Source organism: Syntrophaceae bacterium, assembly GCA_013177795.1.
Taxonomy (GTDB): domain Bacteria; phylum Desulfobacterota; class Syntrophia; order Syntrophales; family UBA2192; genus UBA2192.
On record JABLXY010000003.1, the window covers coordinates 654,039 to 669,801 of the forward strand.

21 protein-coding genes are annotated in these 15,763 nt (G+C 57.8%); 16 read left to right on the forward strand and 5 right to left on the reverse strand.

The annotated features are described in order from the left end of the window. The first annotated feature begins 153 nt into the window (after nucleotides 1-153). Nucleotides 154-816 carry a trimeric intracellular cation channel family protein gene (locus HPY67_12910; GenBank protein ID NPV05623.1) on the forward strand — a complete coding sequence of 221 codons (663 nt, stop codon included), beginning with the start codon at nucleotides 154-156 and terminating at the stop codon, nucleotides 814-816. Nucleotides 817-1,107: 291 nt separating this feature from the next. On the opposite strand, the gene HPY67_12915 is transcribed toward HPY67_12910, so the two are convergent. The 4 genes from HPY67_12915 to HPY67_12930 form a co-directional block, all read right to left on the reverse strand. Then, the gene (locus HPY67_12915; protein ID NPV05624.1) at nucleotides 1,108-2,205 is read right to left on the reverse strand and encodes a tyrosine-type recombinase/integrase; all 1,098 of its coding nucleotides are present in this window, start codon (nucleotides 2,203-2,205) and stop codon (nucleotides 1,108-1,110) included. 8 nt (nucleotides 2,206-2,213) lie between these two features. Beyond that, nucleotides 2,214-2,807, reverse strand: a complete 594-nt coding sequence (locus tag HPY67_12920) for an NYN domain-containing protein (GenBank protein ID NPV05625.1) — start codon at nucleotides 2,805-2,807, stop codon at nucleotides 2,214-2,216. Between the two features lie 229 nt (nucleotides 2,808-3,036). Then, entirely contained in the window at nucleotides 3,037-3,294 is a 258-nt protein-coding gene (locus HPY67_12925; GenBank protein NPV05626.1) for a zinc ribbon domain-containing protein, read from the reverse strand. 21 nt (nucleotides 3,295-3,315) lie between these two features. Then, on the reverse strand, nucleotides 3,316-3,903 hold the full coding sequence (locus tag HPY67_12930) for a helix-turn-helix transcriptional regulator (protein ID NPV05627.1): 588 nt from the start codon (nucleotides 3,901-3,903) through the stop codon (nucleotides 3,316-3,318). 240 nt (nucleotides 3,904-4,143) lie between these two features. Between HPY67_12930 and HPY67_12935 the strand changes: the two genes are divergently transcribed. Both HPY67_12935 and HPY67_12940 read left to right on the forward strand, forming a co-directional pair. After that, on the forward strand, nucleotides 4,144-4,419 hold the full coding sequence (locus HPY67_12935; protein ID NPV05628.1) for a hypothetical protein: 276 nt from the start codon (nucleotides 4,144-4,146) through the stop codon (nucleotides 4,417-4,419). Between the two features lie 9 nt (nucleotides 4,420-4,428). Continuing rightward, nucleotides 4,429-4,779, forward strand: coding sequence for a hypothetical protein (locus tag HPY67_12940; GenBank protein NPV05629.1), 351 nt, complete (start codon nucleotides 4,429-4,431; stop codon nucleotides 4,777-4,779). 310 nt (nucleotides 4,780-5,089) lie between these two features. On the opposite strand, the gene HPY67_12945 is transcribed toward HPY67_12940, so the two are convergent. Further along, nucleotides 5,090-5,392, reverse strand: coding sequence for a hypothetical protein (locus HPY67_12945; protein ID NPV05630.1), 303 nt, complete (start codon nucleotides 5,390-5,392; stop codon nucleotides 5,090-5,092). Nucleotides 5,393-5,415: 23 nt separating this feature from the next. Between HPY67_12945 and HPY67_12950 the strand changes: the two genes are divergently transcribed. The 13 genes from HPY67_12950 to HPY67_13010 all read left to right on the forward strand — a co-directional run bounded on the left by HPY67_12950 (nucleotide 5,416) and on the right by HPY67_13010 (nucleotide 15,763). Next, entirely contained in the window at nucleotides 5,416-5,640 is a 225-nt protein-coding gene (locus HPY67_12950) for a helix-turn-helix transcriptional regulator (GenBank protein ID NPV05631.1), read from the forward strand. 79 nt (nucleotides 5,641-5,719) lie between these two features. Next, nucleotides 5,720-6,187: a hypothetical protein gene (locus HPY67_12955; protein NPV05632.1), complete on the forward strand. Its 468-nt coding sequence runs from the start codon at nucleotides 5,720-5,722 to the stop codon at nucleotides 6,185-6,187. Further along, on the forward strand, nucleotides 6,184-6,468 hold the full coding sequence (locus HPY67_12960; GenBank protein ID NPV05633.1) for a hypothetical protein: 285 nt from the start codon (nucleotides 6,184-6,186) through the stop codon (nucleotides 6,466-6,468). The genes HPY67_12955 and HPY67_12960 overlap by 4 nt, the downstream gene beginning before the upstream one ends. After that, the gene (locus HPY67_12965; protein NPV05634.1) at nucleotides 6,462-6,626 is read left to right on the forward strand and encodes a hypothetical protein; all 165 of its coding nucleotides are present in this window, start codon (nucleotides 6,462-6,464) and stop codon (nucleotides 6,624-6,626) included. Before HPY67_12960 ends, HPY67_12965 begins: the two co-directional genes overlap by 7 nt. 533 nt (nucleotides 6,627-7,159) lie before the next feature. Next, complete coding sequence (locus tag HPY67_12970) at nucleotides 7,160-7,393, forward strand: DUF4031 domain-containing protein (protein ID NPV05635.1); 234 nt, start codon at nucleotides 7,160-7,162, stop codon at nucleotides 7,391-7,393. Nucleotides 7,394-7,461: 68 nt separating this feature from the next. Further along, nucleotides 7,462-9,531, forward strand: a complete 2,070-nt coding sequence (locus tag HPY67_12975; GenBank protein ID NPV05636.1) for a ParB/RepB/Spo0J family partition protein — start codon at nucleotides 7,462-7,464, stop codon at nucleotides 9,529-9,531. A gap of 47 nt (nucleotides 9,532-9,578) precedes the next feature. Beyond that, nucleotides 9,579-9,776 (forward strand): hypothetical protein, encoded by a 198-nt coding sequence (locus HPY67_12980; protein ID NPV05637.1) that lies wholly within the window; start codon nucleotides 9,579-9,581, stop codon nucleotides 9,774-9,776. Between the two features lie 49 nt (nucleotides 9,777-9,825). Further along, nucleotides 9,826-10,404: a hypothetical protein gene (locus tag HPY67_12985; GenBank protein ID NPV05638.1), complete on the forward strand. Its 579-nt coding sequence runs from the start codon at nucleotides 9,826-9,828 to the stop codon at nucleotides 10,402-10,404. A gap of 235 nt (nucleotides 10,405-10,639) precedes the next feature. Next, nucleotides 10,640-10,786 carry a hypothetical protein gene (locus tag HPY67_12990; protein ID NPV05639.1) on the forward strand — a complete coding sequence of 49 codons (147 nt, stop codon included), beginning with the start codon at nucleotides 10,640-10,642 and terminating at the stop codon, nucleotides 10,784-10,786. A gap of 226 nt (nucleotides 10,787-11,012) precedes the next feature. After that, the gene (locus tag HPY67_12995) at nucleotides 11,013-11,636 is read left to right on the forward strand and encodes a hypothetical protein (protein NPV05640.1); all 624 of its coding nucleotides are present in this window, start codon (nucleotides 11,013-11,015) and stop codon (nucleotides 11,634-11,636) included. A 243-nt stretch (nucleotides 11,637-11,879) separates the two neighbouring features. After that, nucleotides 11,880-13,448, forward strand: coding sequence for a DNA primase (locus HPY67_13000; protein ID NPV05641.1), 1,569 nt, complete (start codon nucleotides 11,880-11,882; stop codon nucleotides 13,446-13,448). Between the two features lie 393 nt (nucleotides 13,449-13,841). Further along, the gene (locus HPY67_13005) at nucleotides 13,842-15,176 is read left to right on the forward strand and encodes an alpha helicase (protein ID NPV05642.1); all 1,335 of its coding nucleotides are present in this window, start codon (nucleotides 13,842-13,844) and stop codon (nucleotides 15,174-15,176) included. After that, complete coding sequence (locus HPY67_13010; protein ID NPV05643.1) at nucleotides 15,173-15,763, forward strand: hypothetical protein; 591 nt, start codon at nucleotides 15,173-15,175, stop codon at nucleotides 15,761-15,763. Before HPY67_13005 ends, HPY67_13010 begins: the two co-directional genes overlap by 4 nt.

The window sequence follows — 15,763 nt, forward strand, 5'->3', positions numbered from 1 at the left end:
CCTCTTCGTCCGTCATGCAGTGATCATGGGTGACATGCATTGCGTGACATGCACAATTCGTCAAGCGTGATTTCTTATTCAGTGATATAGAATTTCAGTATAACTCTGGAACTGTCAGCGGAGTATATTACCTGCTTGCTTCGGGGATGAAGTATGGATGTTGTCATGCACATTCTGGATTTTGCCGGCACCGCGGTCTTCGCGGTCACCGGCGCGCTCGCGGCCGGCCGGAAGAGAATGGATATTTTCGGTGTGGTGGTGTTGGGTTGCGTGACGGCTCTCGGAGGCGGCACGCTGCGGGATGTCGTCCTTGGGATTCAACCGATCTTCTGGGTTTCGGACACCCGCTATCTCGCCGTGGCCACGATCGCGGCGATATGCACATTCTTCTTGGCGCGGATTTGGAAACTGCCAATGACGGTCCTCATGTATGCCGATGCTCTCGGCCTGGCCGTCTTTACCGTCATCGGGTTCCAGAAGGCGTTTGACGCCACCCATGCATACGGCATCGCGATCGTCATGGGTGTGACGACGGGTGTGGCCGGAGGCCTAATCCGAGACATTCTTTCCGGGGAAGTGCCTCTGATTCTTCGACGGGAAATCTACGCCTCGGCAAGCCTCTGCGGTGGTGCAATGCTCGCGTTGCTTTCCGGGTTGGAACTGCCGGCCCCGATTGTCTTGTCGGGCGCCGTTCTGACTACGCTGGTCATTCGAGTTGTTGCGCTGCATTGGAATCTGTCTTTACCGCTTTTTCGGTTTGAAGAGGACAAAGAGGATGAAGCACGACGTGAACTCCGGTCTGGTGGCGACGACTGACTGTGCGCCGCAGCCTGACATCAAGGCAGGGTCGCCTCCGGTCCAGCCTGTGTGCGTTTCTAACGTAAGTTTTCGGTTCGAAGGGACAGCAGGCTGCAAAGAAAGGAAATGATGACAACCGGTCAAAATGGGACACAAACGCAAAAAAAAGGGATCAGCCCCCAAAAGCCGACCCCTTGATTTTCCTGGTGGGTCAGGGCGGAGTCGAACCGCCGACACTCGGATTTTCAGTCTCAGCTCCGGTTGTGATATTATTCAATAATAATAAATAGTTGCGTTTCTGGACCGTAGTCATTGCACTTTCAAGTCATTGTTTTTACTGGATTTCTTGTAGTCACGCCGGAACGCCTTCAGGTTACGATCGACGATATTGGCAGCCCTGCGCAGATGCTCTGCCGCGACGTGCGTGTAGAACTCCGTCGTCGAGACCTTCGTGTGGCCGAGGTAGTTCTGGATCAGCCGCAGGTTCACATCCTCCCCCATCAGGATCGTCGCGATCGAGTGGCGCAGCAGGTGCGGGTTGACCTTCTTCGTGACGCCCGCCTTCGCCACAGCCCGGGCCAGGGCCTTCCGGATGTTCAGCACGGGACGGCCCGTTTTTTTGTTCAGGAACAGATATTGGCCCGGCCTCATCATGGCCTCCGCCTTTTTGAGGTGCGAGATCAGCCAGCCGTTGAGCGGCAGCATCTTCCAGGAGCCGCCTTTCTGTCTAACCCGGACGGTTCGGTTCTCCAGGTCGAAGTCCTCGGGTTTCAGCCAGGCCGCCTCAGCCTTTCGCAGGCCCAGGCTGAAGAGGCACAGGAAATAGATCCGGTAGGTCTCCTCAGCCGCCTCGATGATGCGGACGGCCTCGCCGAAGGACAGCGGAATCGGCGTGGGGCGCTTCGCCGGCAGGGCCTCGATTTCGATGGGGCGCAGGCGGAGATTCTCCTGCTTGCGGCACCAGCGGAGAAATCCGGAGAAATAGGAAAGCTCCTTGTTGATCGTGCGGTTCGAAACGAGGTCGCCGTTCTTCTTGAAATGGTGCTCGGCCTTGCGCAGCTTCTTATAGAGGTTGACATGATGGACGTTGAGATCCTCGAGGCGCTCCCTGCCCAGGATCCGCTTGAAGTGTCTTTCGTAGACCCGTTCGAGATCGTAGTGGGTTCCCCTGGAGCGGTGAATGGCGTACCATTCGAGGTATGAGGGGAAAACCTGTTCGACGGTTGAACCGGTCGGCACGATGGGGTCGTCGGCGTTCCGGGCAGCCTTTTTCATGAGCTGCTCGATCGCCTTCGCATCGTCTTCGTCCTGTACGGAGGCCGGCAGCGTTACCCGGGCCCGCTTGCCCAGGCGGCCCTGCGGATAGTAGTCGATGACGAAGCGGTTTCCCCGGCGGCGGACGGACATCTGCAGACTTATGGTTTCGGAAAGACTTTGCCGAAATGGACTTCGCGGATAATATCGGAGTGAATTTTCAACTCCCGGTTGATATCGGGTTGCACGTCCGGACACGACGGGAAAATGACCTGGAGCCCGTTGATCCTTGCCACCTTCAGGGCAGGAACAACGTCAGTGTCATAGGAGAAAATGAGGATCCTGTCCGCTAGCCTGCAATAGGAGACGTGCGCAATGTCCAGGCCGAGGAGCATATCGACTTTTTTCTGGATGAAGATCGTGTTGCCGTTTACGTCCTTTCCTCGCGGAACGAGAGATCCCTTGCGGATGGCGATGTGATTCGCGATGCTGAGGCGTTCGATAAATGATGTGGCGTGCTTGTAAGTGTTCGTTTTCGAATAGTCGGTTCCGTCGATGATTTCGCCATAGGGATCCGTCAGATAGAAAAAGATCCGGTAAACCTCTTCTGTTCCCGGATCGATGAAAGCATTTATATATTTGATAACATTGGCAGTGTCGTTATAATTGATCTTATATTTCAGCCTTTTGCCGGCTTCCGTGAAGACCCCCTTCCTGACGTTGTCCCAATCGACGAAAACAGCCACCTTTTTCATGAAAGGACCCCCAAAAAAATTTGGGGAGGCTATACGGCAAGATTTTATATCTCGCCAGCCTCCCGAGTGGATTTCATATTGGCTGTTTGATGATAATATCGGCTTCCTGTGCCCGGAAGTCAATACTTTTCGAACGGGGGAATTTTCTAAACCATTCGGAGCGCATTGTCAATAAATTTTTATAATGCAACCGAATAAGCAAGTTATATGCCGTCAGCCCTGCGCCCATTTATGACTGTTTGGTGATCTCCGAGCCGCAGTGTTTGCATTTCACGGCCTCGGCTTTGATCAATTCGGCGCAGAAGGGGCATTTCACGAGGCCCTGTTCCTCCGGCGGCGGCTCGATCTTCGGCAGGAGGGCGACGGCGAAGGAAAAGGGTCCAAAGATCGCCCCGAGCAGCAGCCAGGCAAAACCGCTGCGCCCGCGGCTGCTGGCGATCAGTGACGAGACAATACCGCAGAAGAGCCAGAGAACGATCCATTCCATTTCAGTCCTCCACAAGATGTATTAAATTGCCTTCTTTTCTGAACCTGCGTCTGCCGCGCCGACGGCTTCCGCATCCGCATCCGCCGACGCACCGGCTTCCATAGGGGGGCCGATCCGCTGCTCCAATGCCTTGAACTTTCTTTCGAGACTTCCCAGCTGCTGCTTGAGCGATCTCGTCTCGTCGTTGCGCCGCAGGGCGATCCTGTAGTCCTTCAGCCTCTCGTGAAACGACCGGATGATCAGGTCGTCGCCGGATTCCAGGATCTCCCGGACCAGGGCGAAAACCTCGGCGTGCTTCTCGTTCGTGGTTGTGTAGGGTTGAACCGGCTCTTCTGCCGCCGGAGCCTCCCGCCCGCGCCGCATCGGGCCCTGGCCGGTGAGGAGCCAGTCGAGATATTCGCGATAGTGAATAAATAACCCAGCCATTAGCTCGGCAGAAGGGCCTCGTGAAGGAGGTCTATTTTTTGTTCCGAGCACCATATTTAGATAACCTTGAGTAATTCCCATTTTATCTGCAAATTCAGCCTGCGTAATGCCAAGCTCATCTTTTATAAACGATTTTAGGCGTTTAGAAAAATTAATATCTTTAGTAATTTTTTTACTTGACATATTTATAGCTATAGTATATTAATTACTCCGTGCAGCGGTAAAAGTTATCAGAAACCCCCTGGACCGTAACACCGGGAACAGGAGGATCCATGAAGCCTGAAAACTCGTGCCCCGTGTTCGAAACGTTCCTGGCCGAAACGTTGGACAATCCTGCCGGCAGAACGCAATTGCAGCAATATCTGGGCTCCCGGCTCATGCCTGGCCAGGATGATTGCAACGGATGAACTTGCGAGAGACTATATGGGCCTATCAATCTGCATCACCGAAACCTGGTCGGGAATCACAACAGGGATTTCTTTCGCAGTCTCCGCTCAAGCCTTAAAGCGCGTTCTTGGAGACGAATCAGGGCCCTATGGAACGCAACATACTCCCGAAGAACTGGAAGAGGCGCTGAATCAGGCAGTGACCGCGGCAGCAAGGATCCTGCTCGATGAAGCGCGGCAAAAGCTTCAGCTATGTCTGCTTTCTTCATTGGTCGAGCACCTGAAGAAAGACCTGGAAACTTCTGGACCGTAACGCACGCATATGGACGAATACGAAAAATCACTGCTTCTCAGGCTTCTCGACGCGGCACAGGACCTGAAGCTCATTATTGATGTCCAGCCGCGCGGGACTCCGCTGCTCATTTCCGGGAAAAATGTCCGCGATTCCCGCGCATACGAACTGGCCGGGCAGACCATCGCGGAGGCGAAGACCTATTTGACATCGAACCAGCCCCAGAGGCCAAGACAACCTTCTCTTTGTTGTTTCTGCAGAGAGAAGCCAGTGAAAATTATACATACGATCAACTGCGTTCCCTTCAGCGATTTCGAGAGGGTTGCCCGTCGACATCTGCCTGAGATAGCAAAGTCTCTTTCAAGTTCAATGGCCCCATAGCCGGAAACGGGAGGATCCATGAAGCCTGCATGCCCCGATTGCAAAAAGTGCCTGCTGAAATATCTCCGCAGTCGGCTTATTAGCAAGCATCGAAGAGCAGAAAAGCGGATTCTTCCCCTCCGGAGAAATCGAAGCGGCGCTCTATACATCGAAACGTCAGGACCTTTTTCCCGGGGAGAGTCGTGACGGTCAATTTGTCTCCCACAGAGGGATACGTGCTGTAGCGGAATTCAACGAGCCCGGTTTCTCCATCAGGAAGTTTCTCGGATGAAAAAATCATATGGACCCCATCGACATCAATTGAAGCAGATCATGACGGTTTCCGCACCCATGCATCAAATACAGCTGAAATCCCGAAACGGTCTGCATGGTCCACTAATTCGCGTGTACGCAGATCGAGATCAGGCTCTGCTGGCATCTCAATCTCTATCGGGCCCATTTGCACCTCCTGCGGAAGCCACTGATGCTCACTGACATAGCGAAGGGCCCTCAAAAGAGCGCTCTCCGCCGAAACGGTTTTAACCCAGACACTGGCAAGCGCCCCTTCCAGCGATTCTTTGTGTTCGTTCCATTCGCTGGGGGTCGTCTTGATGACAATCAAATAGATTTTCATACCCAACCCGAGGAGCAGCAAATATGGACCCCATCGACATCCAGTATGAGCTCAGGAAGAGAAACATCCTGCAATCGCAGATCGCCGAGGAGGCCGGCGTCTCGGCCGTTTCCATTTCCAAGGTCATCAGGGGGAAGTTGTGCTCCGCCCGCCTGATGGAGATTATCAGCCGGAAACTGGGGAAGGACCCCAGAGAGGTATTCGAAAACTACAGGGACAAACAGGTTATGCATAAACCAGCCTTATAGAGAAAGCAAGGGGATTGTCGACCGGTTAACCCATCGATTTTTTGTTTGCCATTATGCCCTGCGCCGGAGGTTGTAAACTGTGAAATCCTACGAAGCGCTGAACCGGGCCATCAGCCGTCAGACTGTCGAGCATGCCAGGCGGCTGCACGTCTCAACCTCTCTCGTTCACAAATGGCAGGAGCCCTCCACCGATTTCACGGATTCGGGAGCCTACAATCCCCTGGACCGCATCGAGACCATCATCGAAACGGCCCTCTCCCTGGGCGTGAAGCCGGAAGACGCCCTCGCCCCCATTTATTACTTGGCCGAGCGCTTCGGCCAGATCGTCATTCCCGTCCCGGCCATCGAAACCAGTGTCACATCCGTCTCCGCCGAGTTGCTGAAGACCATCCAGGAGTTCGGTGATCTGGCCTCGGAGGCGTCAAAGGCCCTGCAGGACGGGAAGATCACCTGGCAGGAGCACGACCGGATCAACCGCGAGGCCTGGGAGCTGATCCGCCAGGTGGCGGTGTTTCTCCGGCGCGTGGAAGGGGCGGTGAAGAAATGAAATCCGGATCGCATCGGGAGCCTCGTGTTGCACAGGCCGGGGACGGCGCCTCCCCGTCCCCGGCCACTCTCGATGAGCTTCGTGAGCGCATTGAGCGCCTCGAGGAGGTCATCCGCGTCAATATGATGGCAAGGGTGCAGGATCCGGGTTTGGACGAGACGGCCCTGAATCGCGCCATCCGAGAGCTGGCCCGCGGGAACCGCAAGCCCCTGGAGCGCTACCTGCGCCGCGGCGGGAAAATCCCGCCCCTCGCATCCATCAAGGGGGAGAGATCATGCTGAGGAGATTTCAGGACTACATCGAGAATTCAAGCTGGGACCGCCTCATCGAGGAAGACGGTCGCATCCTGCGACTCATCTGCTGGGGGGTGCTGCTCGTTGCGGCATCCTATCTGGGCGGCGTGATGATCTCCGTCCTGCTCAGGGGCCCCATGCAGTGAACCGGTGCGCCGCACAAGGCGAAGGCGCTGCTGTCGTCGGGCTCGGCAGTCAAACGCCGTGAGAGTGAGACGGGCGCACCGTAGCCGCCCGGGGCCAGTTTCCCCTCCTTCTCTGGCCCCGGGCAACAAAAAAAGATCAGCGAGGTGCTGCACATGTCCTCGTTCGATCCCAGCAAATTTCTCAGGGAGGGCAAAGAGAGGGAGGAATGATGAGAGAATGGGAGATCTGCCGTCGGTGCGGCCGGCTGAAGAATCCGGCTATGTTCTGCGATTGTATGTCTCCGGAGGAATTGGAAGAGGCTCGCACGATGTATCATCGCAATCAGAGAAAGGTTATCACAGAGCCGAAGAGCGGGATCCGCTGCTTCCTCTGCCCTGAATGTCGGGCCCGCCTCGAGAAAGAGGTTGACGAGTATGTCGAGAGGCTGCGCAAGCACAGCGCCAAGACCAAAGAGTCTGTGGTCTCTGGCCGTTGAGCTGCGGACGTTTCTTTTTCTCGCCGCAGTCCTTCTGTGGCTGTTCACGAGGTGACCATGATCCTCGTCGATTGCAACCCCGAACACGGAACGCGCTATCCGTATATGATGGTGGCCACCTGCCCGGGCGAGCTTGCGGCCTTCGGAAGAAAGCTCGGCCTCAAAGCCGAGTGGATCCGCCGCGACTTCGGGATCGAGCACTTCCGGATCAACGCCCTGAAAAGGCGTGAGGCCATCGCGAAGGGGGCCCGCGAGGCGAGCATGAAGGAGATCATCGCAACCGCTGCATAACCACCATTGGATCCCCCGGCGCCCGGCCCGGGGGCAAAGAACGCCGGGTACGAAAAGGGAGAGAGACGATGACCGCAAACGACTTCAGGGAAATCGAGCTTTCCAAGCTCAAGCCCAACCCCTGGAATCCACGAAGCGATGAGGATTTCCGGGGATCGGACTTCGAGGAGCTCGTGGCCAGCGTGCGCGCCAAGGGCGTCCTGTCGCCCATTCTGGTGCGGCCCGTCAAGAATCACTACGAAATCATCTTCGGCGAGCGCCGCTTCCGCGCCTCCTGCGTCGTCGCCAAGGAGAACGGCGGCATGGCGATGGCGACAATCCCGGCCATGGTGCGCGAGATGTCAGACGATGACGCCTTCGATGCATGCCTCATCGAGAACCTGCAGCGAAAGGATCTGACCGAACTCCAGGAGGCCAACACATTTAAGACCTGGGTGGATCGCCGGGCGAAGAAGGACCGCAAGGCCGACGTCATCCAGGACCTGGCCGAACGCACCGGCAAGGGAGCCCGCTACATCCGCCGGCGCATTGCGATCCTTGCGCTGCCCCCCGAGGTCCTCAAGGCCTGGGACAAGGGAGAGATCACGATCGGCCACTGCGAGCAGCTCACCCGCCTGACCGACAAAAAACAAATTCTCGATTACCTATCAAATTGCACCGACCGTTTTGATCCGCTGACAGTCTCGGAGCTGCGCTACGGGATCGACTCTCTGGCCGTCCCCATGAAGAAGCCTTGGTTCGATATGGCCAAGGCTGGCTGCAATACCTGTCAGAAGAATACCGATGTCCAGAGGGAGTTGCTCTTCGGAGACGAGATGGAGCAGATGCGCTTTGGTTCGTGCCTCGACCCGCAATGCTACGAAAGACGCCAGCGCGAGGCCCTGGTTGCCGGCTGGGACGAGAAGTTCCGAAAGAAATGGGGCACCAACGGCTTCCGGTTTGAGAGAGACTTTCAGTTCATCACCGAGTGGGGAAAATTCAACGGCAAGCGCGGCGCGTACTGGAAGGACGTCGCCGAGAAATGCCTTTCCTGCGAGCACTTCGTCACGATCATGGAAGCCTCGGGCATCCCCGCTTGGGAGCAGGCCTGCGCCGATATCGCCTGCTACCAAAAACTGAAGAAGCCAGTCCAGCCGTCTCGGCAGCAGCGCAGCTCCGGCCCCGACCGAGTGGCCCCGGGTTCATCGGGCGATTCCTCTCCCCAGGCTCCCATGACGGAAGAAGGTCCCGGCAGGGTCGAAAATCCCGCACCCCGCGCTTCTTGGCATGGAAGGCACTTCCGCGAGGAGTTTTTCAAGGAAGTCATGCCGAGCTGGATTTCGAATCTCGAGCCCGACAGCGACCGGTGCCTTCGAATTGTCCTGGTCGGGATCCTCAATAGCAATTTTACCGCCCTGGAATACTTCCGCAAGATGGAGATGACGAGCGTCGTACCCTCCCGATGGGGCCGTTACCATTTCGAGGCGGCCGACTGGAAATTCATCGAGGGGATGGACGCCGCGGCCCTCCGAACGGCCCTGAAGGCCTTGGGTGGCTATATCGCCATGCAGACGGACAAGACCTCGCACGAGACCCGCTGCGCCATCGCCGCCCATTTGGGCATCGATCTGGCCCGCGACTGGCGCATCAATCAGGATTATCTCAACAAGAAGACGAAGGCGGAGATCCTGGCCTTCGGCGAGCAGCTGGGGATCTTCGCCGACCCGAAGGCCGAGGCTTTCCTGAAGAACGTCCTGGGAAAGCGGAAATTCAGCGCCCTGAAAAAGTCCGAGCTCGACCGCGTGATCCTCGAGAGCGGTGTTGACCTAACCGGGAAAGTACCAGCCGAGATTCTGGACATGAATGCCGATCGCGGAATGCATGATGAGTTGGATCGTTGTCCGCGTGACGCCAACGGGCTATGCGGCTACATGCGCCGCCGGACTTGCCCCCATCAGGGTGAGATGCTGTGCTGCGAGGAATGCCCGGATATCGGGGACGGATACAAATGTTCCGGTGCATGTCCGGTACCCAACGGAGCTGCCGTCTGCCGCGTCTGCGGTTGCACCGATGAGTATGGCTGCGACGGCGGCTGCTCCTGGGTCGAGGAGAACCTCTGCTCCGCCTGCCAAGACAAGGATGATGCAAATGATGACTGACTGGCGAGAGCTTGAGGCCTTCGCTTTCGCGAAGGCAGCGGCGACTCGTGGAGAAAGAGGCGGACCCGAAGAAGATGGGAAAGTCTTGGCAGTCGATGTCGATCATCGAGCTCGAGGAGGAGCTCAGGCATCAGGTCCTGCAGCTGGGCTATGCCTTTCGGAGAAACGACGAGGCGATGATTCGCAAGAAGGCCGTCGACGTGGCCAACTACTGCATGATGATCTATGACAACCTCGGTCGATGACATCCTGAACGGACCAGACTATTTCTATTGCGAGCACTACAGGGCCCGCATGAAGAAGCAGGCCTGCATCGCCCGACAAGAGAAGGCGCGCCCAGAAGAGGAAAAAGCGCCGAATCTAAAAATAAACGGCTGTATGGATTGCGCCCAGGGGCTACAGATCAGGGAGGAGATGAATATGGCAAGCAAAAGGGGAATCTGCGCTTGCTGCGGCAAGGAGCGGTCGTTAATGGCGCACGGCAAATGCTGGAAGTGCAACGGTTATATTTACGGAACGAAGAAGGTATCCAGTGATGGGGGGATGGAAAAGAAACAGCATCCCGATGCTGAGAAACGCGAGCAACTCAAGACGAAGATCCACGCTCGTATCGCCAAGAAGTGCGCGGAGAAGGCGTCCGCATCCGCTGTCGTCGTCGACAAACTGCCAGACCCGCTTCCAATTGCCCAGATCAAGGGCCAGGCTACTCTGCTTTCGCCTGATCCTCGGATCGTTCTCCTTGATTTCACCCTTCCAGAGAACTACGACCTATACGAGCCTTGGATGAAGTACTGCCGCAGCCACCGACGCACGCCGGGTGACCAAGCCATGATGGTCGTCGAGGAGATCCTTATGAGGGATGGGCTGTTATAATGTATAGCATTTGCCAAAGAATAAAATGCGTTCATTTAATCAATAATACTGGAGGCCTGCATTGCACGCGCGTCTATCCCTGCTGGTATGACGAGAGGGTCAACCTATGGCAGCGCCTCAAGGAAGCCGAAAGTGACATTGACATGCTTATTAATTTCATCCCAAACGGTTGGCCCATGCCGCTTGGATGGTCCGTGCTGGTTGCGCAAGTCAAGAAGCGGAGGGAGGGGCTGTTATGATCGAGATCAAACTGTGGCAACTCGTCTGCGCGATCGTCGCGGCGCTTATGGCGGGTGCAAACATCGGCTTCCTCTTCTTCGCCATCGTAGCGAACCGCAATTACCGCGATCTACAGAGACGGGCGGATCGGGGAGAAATCTGAATGCTCTTTTTCCTTTCAGGCCCTTCTTTTTCTTCGGGTTCAAGTGCGATCGTTTTCCCCGGTCGGTTCGGCACTCCATTGATAAGAGCTTTACAACAATCTACGGAGTTCACTCGATGCCGCGGGTCCTTCCTCGGCCTCGACGCCGTGCGGAGACCCTGGACTCGATTTTCGGCTCCGGAAAAATTCTAATTTCATTGGGAATTTGGGAAAAAATGAACACTGGATGGTGGTGGAGATGAAGGTTGAAATCGAACTCACTGGCGTCAGGGAAGCCATGAAGGTGCTGGACCCAAAACTCGTCACGGCAGCCTCCCGGTCGGCTGTCAAAAAAGTCTCTGACCAGTGCCGGACGCATATCTCGAAGATGATACGTGACGAGTACAATATAAAGGCGAAGGACATCAATAAACGGCTGAAGGTGGCAACCAGGGCCCGTGGCGACGAGCTTGAAGCGGAGATCACGGGTCTCGGTCGAGGGCTCCCTCTCTCCGCTTTCGACGCTAGGCAGGAAGGGGTGCGGACAAGGAAGGGGGAGACCCAATATACGAAAAAAGCGCAGCGCGCAGGCTGGGGTAAGGCTGGCGGGGTGGTGAGCGTGTTGGTCAAACATGAATCCGGCCGTAAGCCCGTCCGCACGGAACCAAAGGCGTTCCTGACCAGGTTCAAATCAGGGCATCTTGCGGTAGCACAACGGACGGGATCGAATCGCTTTCCTATAAAGGAGCTCCTGGGCCCCGGCATTGCCCTGCTGTTTGGCTCCAAGAGAATCATGGCGGCGGCGAAGGATTTTTCGAAACTGAAATTCCGGGAGATATTCGAGCGCGAACTGAAATGGAGAAGCCGCTAGCCTGTCCAAAATGTCACAGCACATCATTGCTGAAATGGGGCCTTGGCGCCTCCGGGCGGCAGAAATATCGATGCGCGCTGTGCCGCCGGCAGTTCGTCGCCGGATCTGATCATTTCCTGGAACCGGAGAAGAAGGCGGTCGTCATGCGGCTCATCGAGGCCGGCGTCGAGCCGGCCAAGATCCGGGAGGCGATCCCGGACATTTCGTTGCGGTGGGTCTATGAATTGCGCAGAAGGCTGAAACGTGACCGACAGGGATGACGAGATCCGCAGACAGGTTCAGGAGAGGGTAGCCCGGGAGGCCGCGACGGTGCCGCCGGAAGAGCACCCAGGGCTTTCCAGCCAATTCATCCAGGAATGCCTCTTCGCAAACGAGCAGGGCGACGGCGTGCTCTACGCGACCCTGTTTCGCGATCGGTTCCTGTACTGCAAGAATACCATGGAATGGTACGAATGGCAGGGCCACTCCTGGAAGCGCGACATCATGAACCGATCGCTGGCCGCCGTCGAGGAGCTGGTGGCCTGTTATATGGCGGAATATAAGGCCCTGGGCGGGACAATCGCCGACCTCACGGCCGATGCGGAGGCGGACAACTCGAAGCAGATCAGGCGGCTCTCGGAGTTGCAGAAGCAGCTGCTCAAGCGGGTCAGCCAGCTGCGGGCGGACAAGCGCCGCACGGCGTGCCTGAAATTCGCGCACACGATCGACAACCCGCTGGCCATCGCCGGGGAGGAGTTTGACAACAAGCCCATGCTGTTCCCTTGCGCAAACGGAGTGATCGATCTCGAGACGGGGCGACTGCATGATGGCCGCCCCGGCGACTACCTGTCTCTGTCCAGCCCGGTGCCCTTCCTGGGCATCGATGAGCCGGCGCCGCTCTGGGAGCGGTCCATCCGCGAGATCTTCAACGGCAACGAGGATCTTATCGCGTATGTCCAGCGGCTCTTCGGGTATGCCATGACGGGACTCGTGCACGAAAAGGTTTTTCCCGTGCTCTATGGCCGGACCGGGTGGAACGGCCGCAGCCTCATCGTCGAGCGGATCGCATATTGTATGGGGGACCTGGCCGGATCGATCCCTGCCGAGATGCTGCTCTCGACAAAATTCGTGAAGGGCGCCGCCGGGCCTTCGCCGGACATCATGGGGCTCAAGGGGATCCGTTTTGCCTATGCGTCCGAGGTGGACGAGGGGCACCGGTTCTCGGCCTCGAGGATCAAGTGGCTCACCGGCAAGGACACCCTGGTCGGCCGCAACCCGCACGACAAGTACCAGACGCGCTTCACCCCCACGCACAAGCTGTTCCTGATGACCAACACGCAGCCCCAGGCGCCGCCGAACGACAAGGCCTTCTGGGAGCGGCTGCACCTGATCCCTTTCACGGTCTCCTTTGTCACCAGGGAGCCGCAGGAGACGCACGAGCGGCCGGCCATCAAGGACCTGGACCAGCAGCTCGCAAAGGAGTACCCCGGAATCCTGTCCTGGCTCGTGCGCGGCTGCCTGCTTTACCAGAAGCACGGCCTGAGACCGCCCCGGGAGGTAACGGAGGCCACGGAGCTTTACCGCCGCAACGAGGACCTGCTGGCCGACTTCATCGACGAGTGCTGCGTCCGCGAGCCCGGGGCCAAGGAGAAGAGCTCGGCGCTCTACGCCCGCTTCGTCGACTGGTATCACGACAACATCGGGAAGAACGAGCCCAGCGGCACCTGGTTCGGAAAACAGCTCTCGCAGAAGTACGAGAAGAACAAGTCCGAGGGCGTCGTCATGTATCACGGCATCGCCCTGGCCGGCAATCAGGGAGGGTTGGAGGGTTAATATGGGTTTTCTGTTGTTTTTTGAAAAATCGCAAAAAAAAGAAGAAAGGGTAAAAAACCCTCCCTGTATCTACAACCCTCCCCAACCCTCCAGAAACTATCCCTGTTATCAGGGCTCTGCCGACATGGATTCAAGGTGCCGGTTTTATTCGGGGATCGACGTGGATGGATGGCATCAAAATTTGGAGAGGGAGGGTTGGAGCGTTTTTCAACCTTTTCCCCGGCTAACTGTTTTTGAAAAAGTTTCGTGCGATTAAATAGTGAAAAATCTCTCCAACCCTCCCCAAAGGCTACTTTCCTGGGGGGAACTATGAAATAGAATCATTATTATTGGAATGAAATTAAATAGTTATAAAAAAGGAAAAAAGAGGGAGGGTTTGAAAAGGGCAAGCCGATGAAAAACGTCCTGGAGCTGGCCGGCAAGCGGGTGCAACTTCGCAAGGCCGCTTCCACCCACGGCGGGGAGTGGCAGGGCCCATGCCCGGGCTGCGGCGGGAAGGACCGCTTTCACGTCTGGCCGAACCAGCGCGAGGGCGGAAGCTACTGGTGCCGGCCCGGGAAGGGCTGCGGGAAGTACGGCGACAACATCCAGTTTCTGATCGATTTCGAGGGAATGACCTTCCGGCAGGCCTGCAACGAGCTCCGGATCGACGTGCCCGAGCGGCCGGCCGGGTGGCGTCCGGACGTGCCGAGGCCGAAGCCGGCGTTCAATCCGGAGACATCCGCGGCCCCCGGAGAGATCTGGCAGGAGCGCGCCGAGACATTCATTGCCTGGGCCCAGGGGCATCTCGAGAAGAACGCCGAGGCCCTCGCCTGGCTGGCGGCCCGTGGCATCGACGCCGGCACCGCGGCCGACTACCGCCTCGGGTGGAACCCCGGCGAGGACGGCAGGGACATCTACCGGGCCCGCAGCGCCTGGGGCCTTGCAGAGGAGCGCCGCGACGACGGCAAGCCAAAGGCGCTCTGGATCCCCGTGGGGCTTGTAATCCCCTACATCCGCGACGGGGTCATCCATCGAATACGGATCCGCCGCCCCGAGGCCGATCGCCGGTATATCGTCCTGCCGGGATCCTCGAAGTCCGTCATGCTTCTGGGCAGGGATCGCCGCGCATTCGTCGTTGTCGAAAGCGAGCTGGATGCCATTGCCGTGATGGCCAACAACCGGCTCGCCGGCGCCGTGGGGCTGGGTTCGGTCTCTGCCAAGCCGGACGCCGAGGCCGTCGAGGTCCTCCGCGGGGCCCTGCAGATCCTCGTTTCGATCGATTACGACGATCCGGGTGCGAAGGCCACAGCCTGGTGGAAGGAACACTTCAGCCGCTGCGACCGCTGGCCCGTGCCCCAGGGGAAGGACCCCGGCGAGGCGTTCGCGATGGGGACGGACCTTGACCGATGGATTCTGGCAGGGCTGCCGCCGGCGCTGACCATCGAGGAACCAGCCGCGAAGAAAGCCGCGGCGCCCGAGAGGAAAGGGACCGCCGGAGAGACAAGACCGACATCCGGCGGGATCCTCTCGGCCCAGCTTCCGGCGGCGGTGATGGAGCTGCGCGAGCTGCTGCGCAAGAACCCGGGCGTGCGCATCATCAACACGCCGGAGCGATTCGCCGTCCTGCGGGACGGCAAGTACGTCGGCGGGCGGATCAACCACCTGGTCTTTCAGGACCCGCAGGTGCGGGACTACATCCTGGGGCACCCGGCCGGCGAGATCAGCTGGGAGAACCTGATCCCATGACGGACAATACGCAAGAGTCCCCGGAGAGATGTTTCGACAACGTCGACGAGGTGATCGAATATCTCGCCGCCTGCGGCTGGGTTGCAAGGAAGTCAACGGTTTACCGGCACCGCAAGGAGGGAAAGTTCCTTCCGAAGGACAACGGGAAGTATCGCCAGAAGGACATTGACCGATATGCGAGGAGTTTCCTCAAGGAAGCCGGGACGGGGCAGAAGATCAAGGTCCTCGAGGACCAGCTCCAGCGCAAGAAGCTCGAGCAGGAGTTGAAGAACCTGGAGCTCGAGCACGAACGGAAGAAGTTCCAGCACGACAAGGAGCTCGGGAAATATATCGAGCGCGAGAAGATGGAGATCGAGCTGGCCGCCCGGGCGGGGATTCTCGAGGCGGGGCTGAAGCACTGGGTTCAGTCCAGGGCCGCGGACTGGATCCGGGCCGTGGGCGGCGACGTGCGGAAGGCGGGTGAGCTGATTAATGTGATGATCCGGGACCTGGACGAACACATCAACAATTACGCCCAGGCGAAGGAGTATGAGTTGGTGATCGACGGCGAGGAAGAAACCGAGAGGGACGACAACGTCGGGAATTGA

Excerpts from the sequence above, each read along its gene's own strand:
- HPY67_12930 (NPV05627.1), bottom strand. The coding sequence starts at position 3,903 with ATGTCAAGTAAAAAAATTACTAAAGATATTAATTTTTCTAAACGCCTA.
- HPY67_12985 (NPV05638.1), top strand. The coding sequence starts at position 9,826 with ATGAAGAAGCAGGCCTGCATCGCCCGACAAGAGAAGGCGCGCCCAGAA.
- HPY67_12920 (NPV05625.1), bottom strand. The coding sequence starts at position 2,807 with ATGAAAAAGGTGGCTGTTTTCGTCGATTGGGACAACGTCAGGAAGGGG.
- HPY67_12965 (NPV05634.1), top strand. The coding sequence starts at position 6,462 with ATGCTGAGGAGATTTCAGGACTACATCGAGAATTCAAGCTGGGACCGC.
- HPY67_12945 (NPV05630.1), bottom strand. The coding sequence starts at position 5,392 with ATGAAAATCTATTTGATTGTCATCAAGACGACCCCCAGCGAATGGAAC.
- HPY67_12960 (NPV05633.1), top strand. The coding sequence starts at position 6,184 with ATGAAATCCGGATCGCATCGGGAGCCTCGTGTTGCACAGGCCGGGGAC.
- HPY67_13005 (NPV05642.1), top strand. The coding sequence starts at position 13,842 with ATGAAAAACGTCCTGGAGCTGGCCGGCAAGCGGGTGCAACTTCGCAAG.
- HPY67_12995 (NPV05640.1), top strand. The coding sequence starts at position 11,013 with ATGGTGGTGGAGATGAAGGTTGAAATCGAACTCACTGGCGTCAGGGAA.
- HPY67_12935 (NPV05628.1), top strand. The coding sequence starts at position 4,144 with ATGGGCCTATCAATCTGCATCACCGAAACCTGGTCGGGAATCACAACA.
- HPY67_12950 (NPV05631.1), top strand. The coding sequence starts at position 5,416 with ATGGACCCCATCGACATCCAGTATGAGCTCAGGAAGAGAAACATCCTG.
- HPY67_12975 (NPV05636.1), top strand. The coding sequence starts at position 7,462 with ATGACCGCAAACGACTTCAGGGAAATCGAGCTTTCCAAGCTCAAGCCC.
- HPY67_12940 (NPV05629.1), top strand. The coding sequence starts at position 4,429 with ATGGACGAATACGAAAAATCACTGCTTCTCAGGCTTCTCGACGCGGCA.
- HPY67_12990 (NPV05639.1), top strand. The coding sequence starts at position 10,640 with ATGATCGAGATCAAACTGTGGCAACTCGTCTGCGCGATCGTCGCGGCG.
- HPY67_12915 (NPV05624.1), bottom strand. The coding sequence starts at position 2,205 with ATGTCCGTCCGCCGCCGGGGAAACCGCTTCGTCATCGACTACTATCCG.
- HPY67_13010 (NPV05643.1), top strand. The coding sequence starts at position 15,173 with ATGACGGACAATACGCAAGAGTCCCCGGAGAGATGTTTCGACAACGTC.
- HPY67_12970 (NPV05635.1), top strand. The coding sequence starts at position 7,160 with ATGATCCTCGTCGATTGCAACCCCGAACACGGAACGCGCTATCCGTAT.
- HPY67_12910 (NPV05623.1), top strand. The coding sequence starts at position 154 with ATGGATGTTGTCATGCACATTCTGGATTTTGCCGGCACCGCGGTCTTC.
- HPY67_12925 (NPV05626.1), bottom strand. The coding sequence starts at position 3,294 with ATGGAATGGATCGTTCTCTGGCTCTTCTGCGGTATTGTCTCGTCACTG.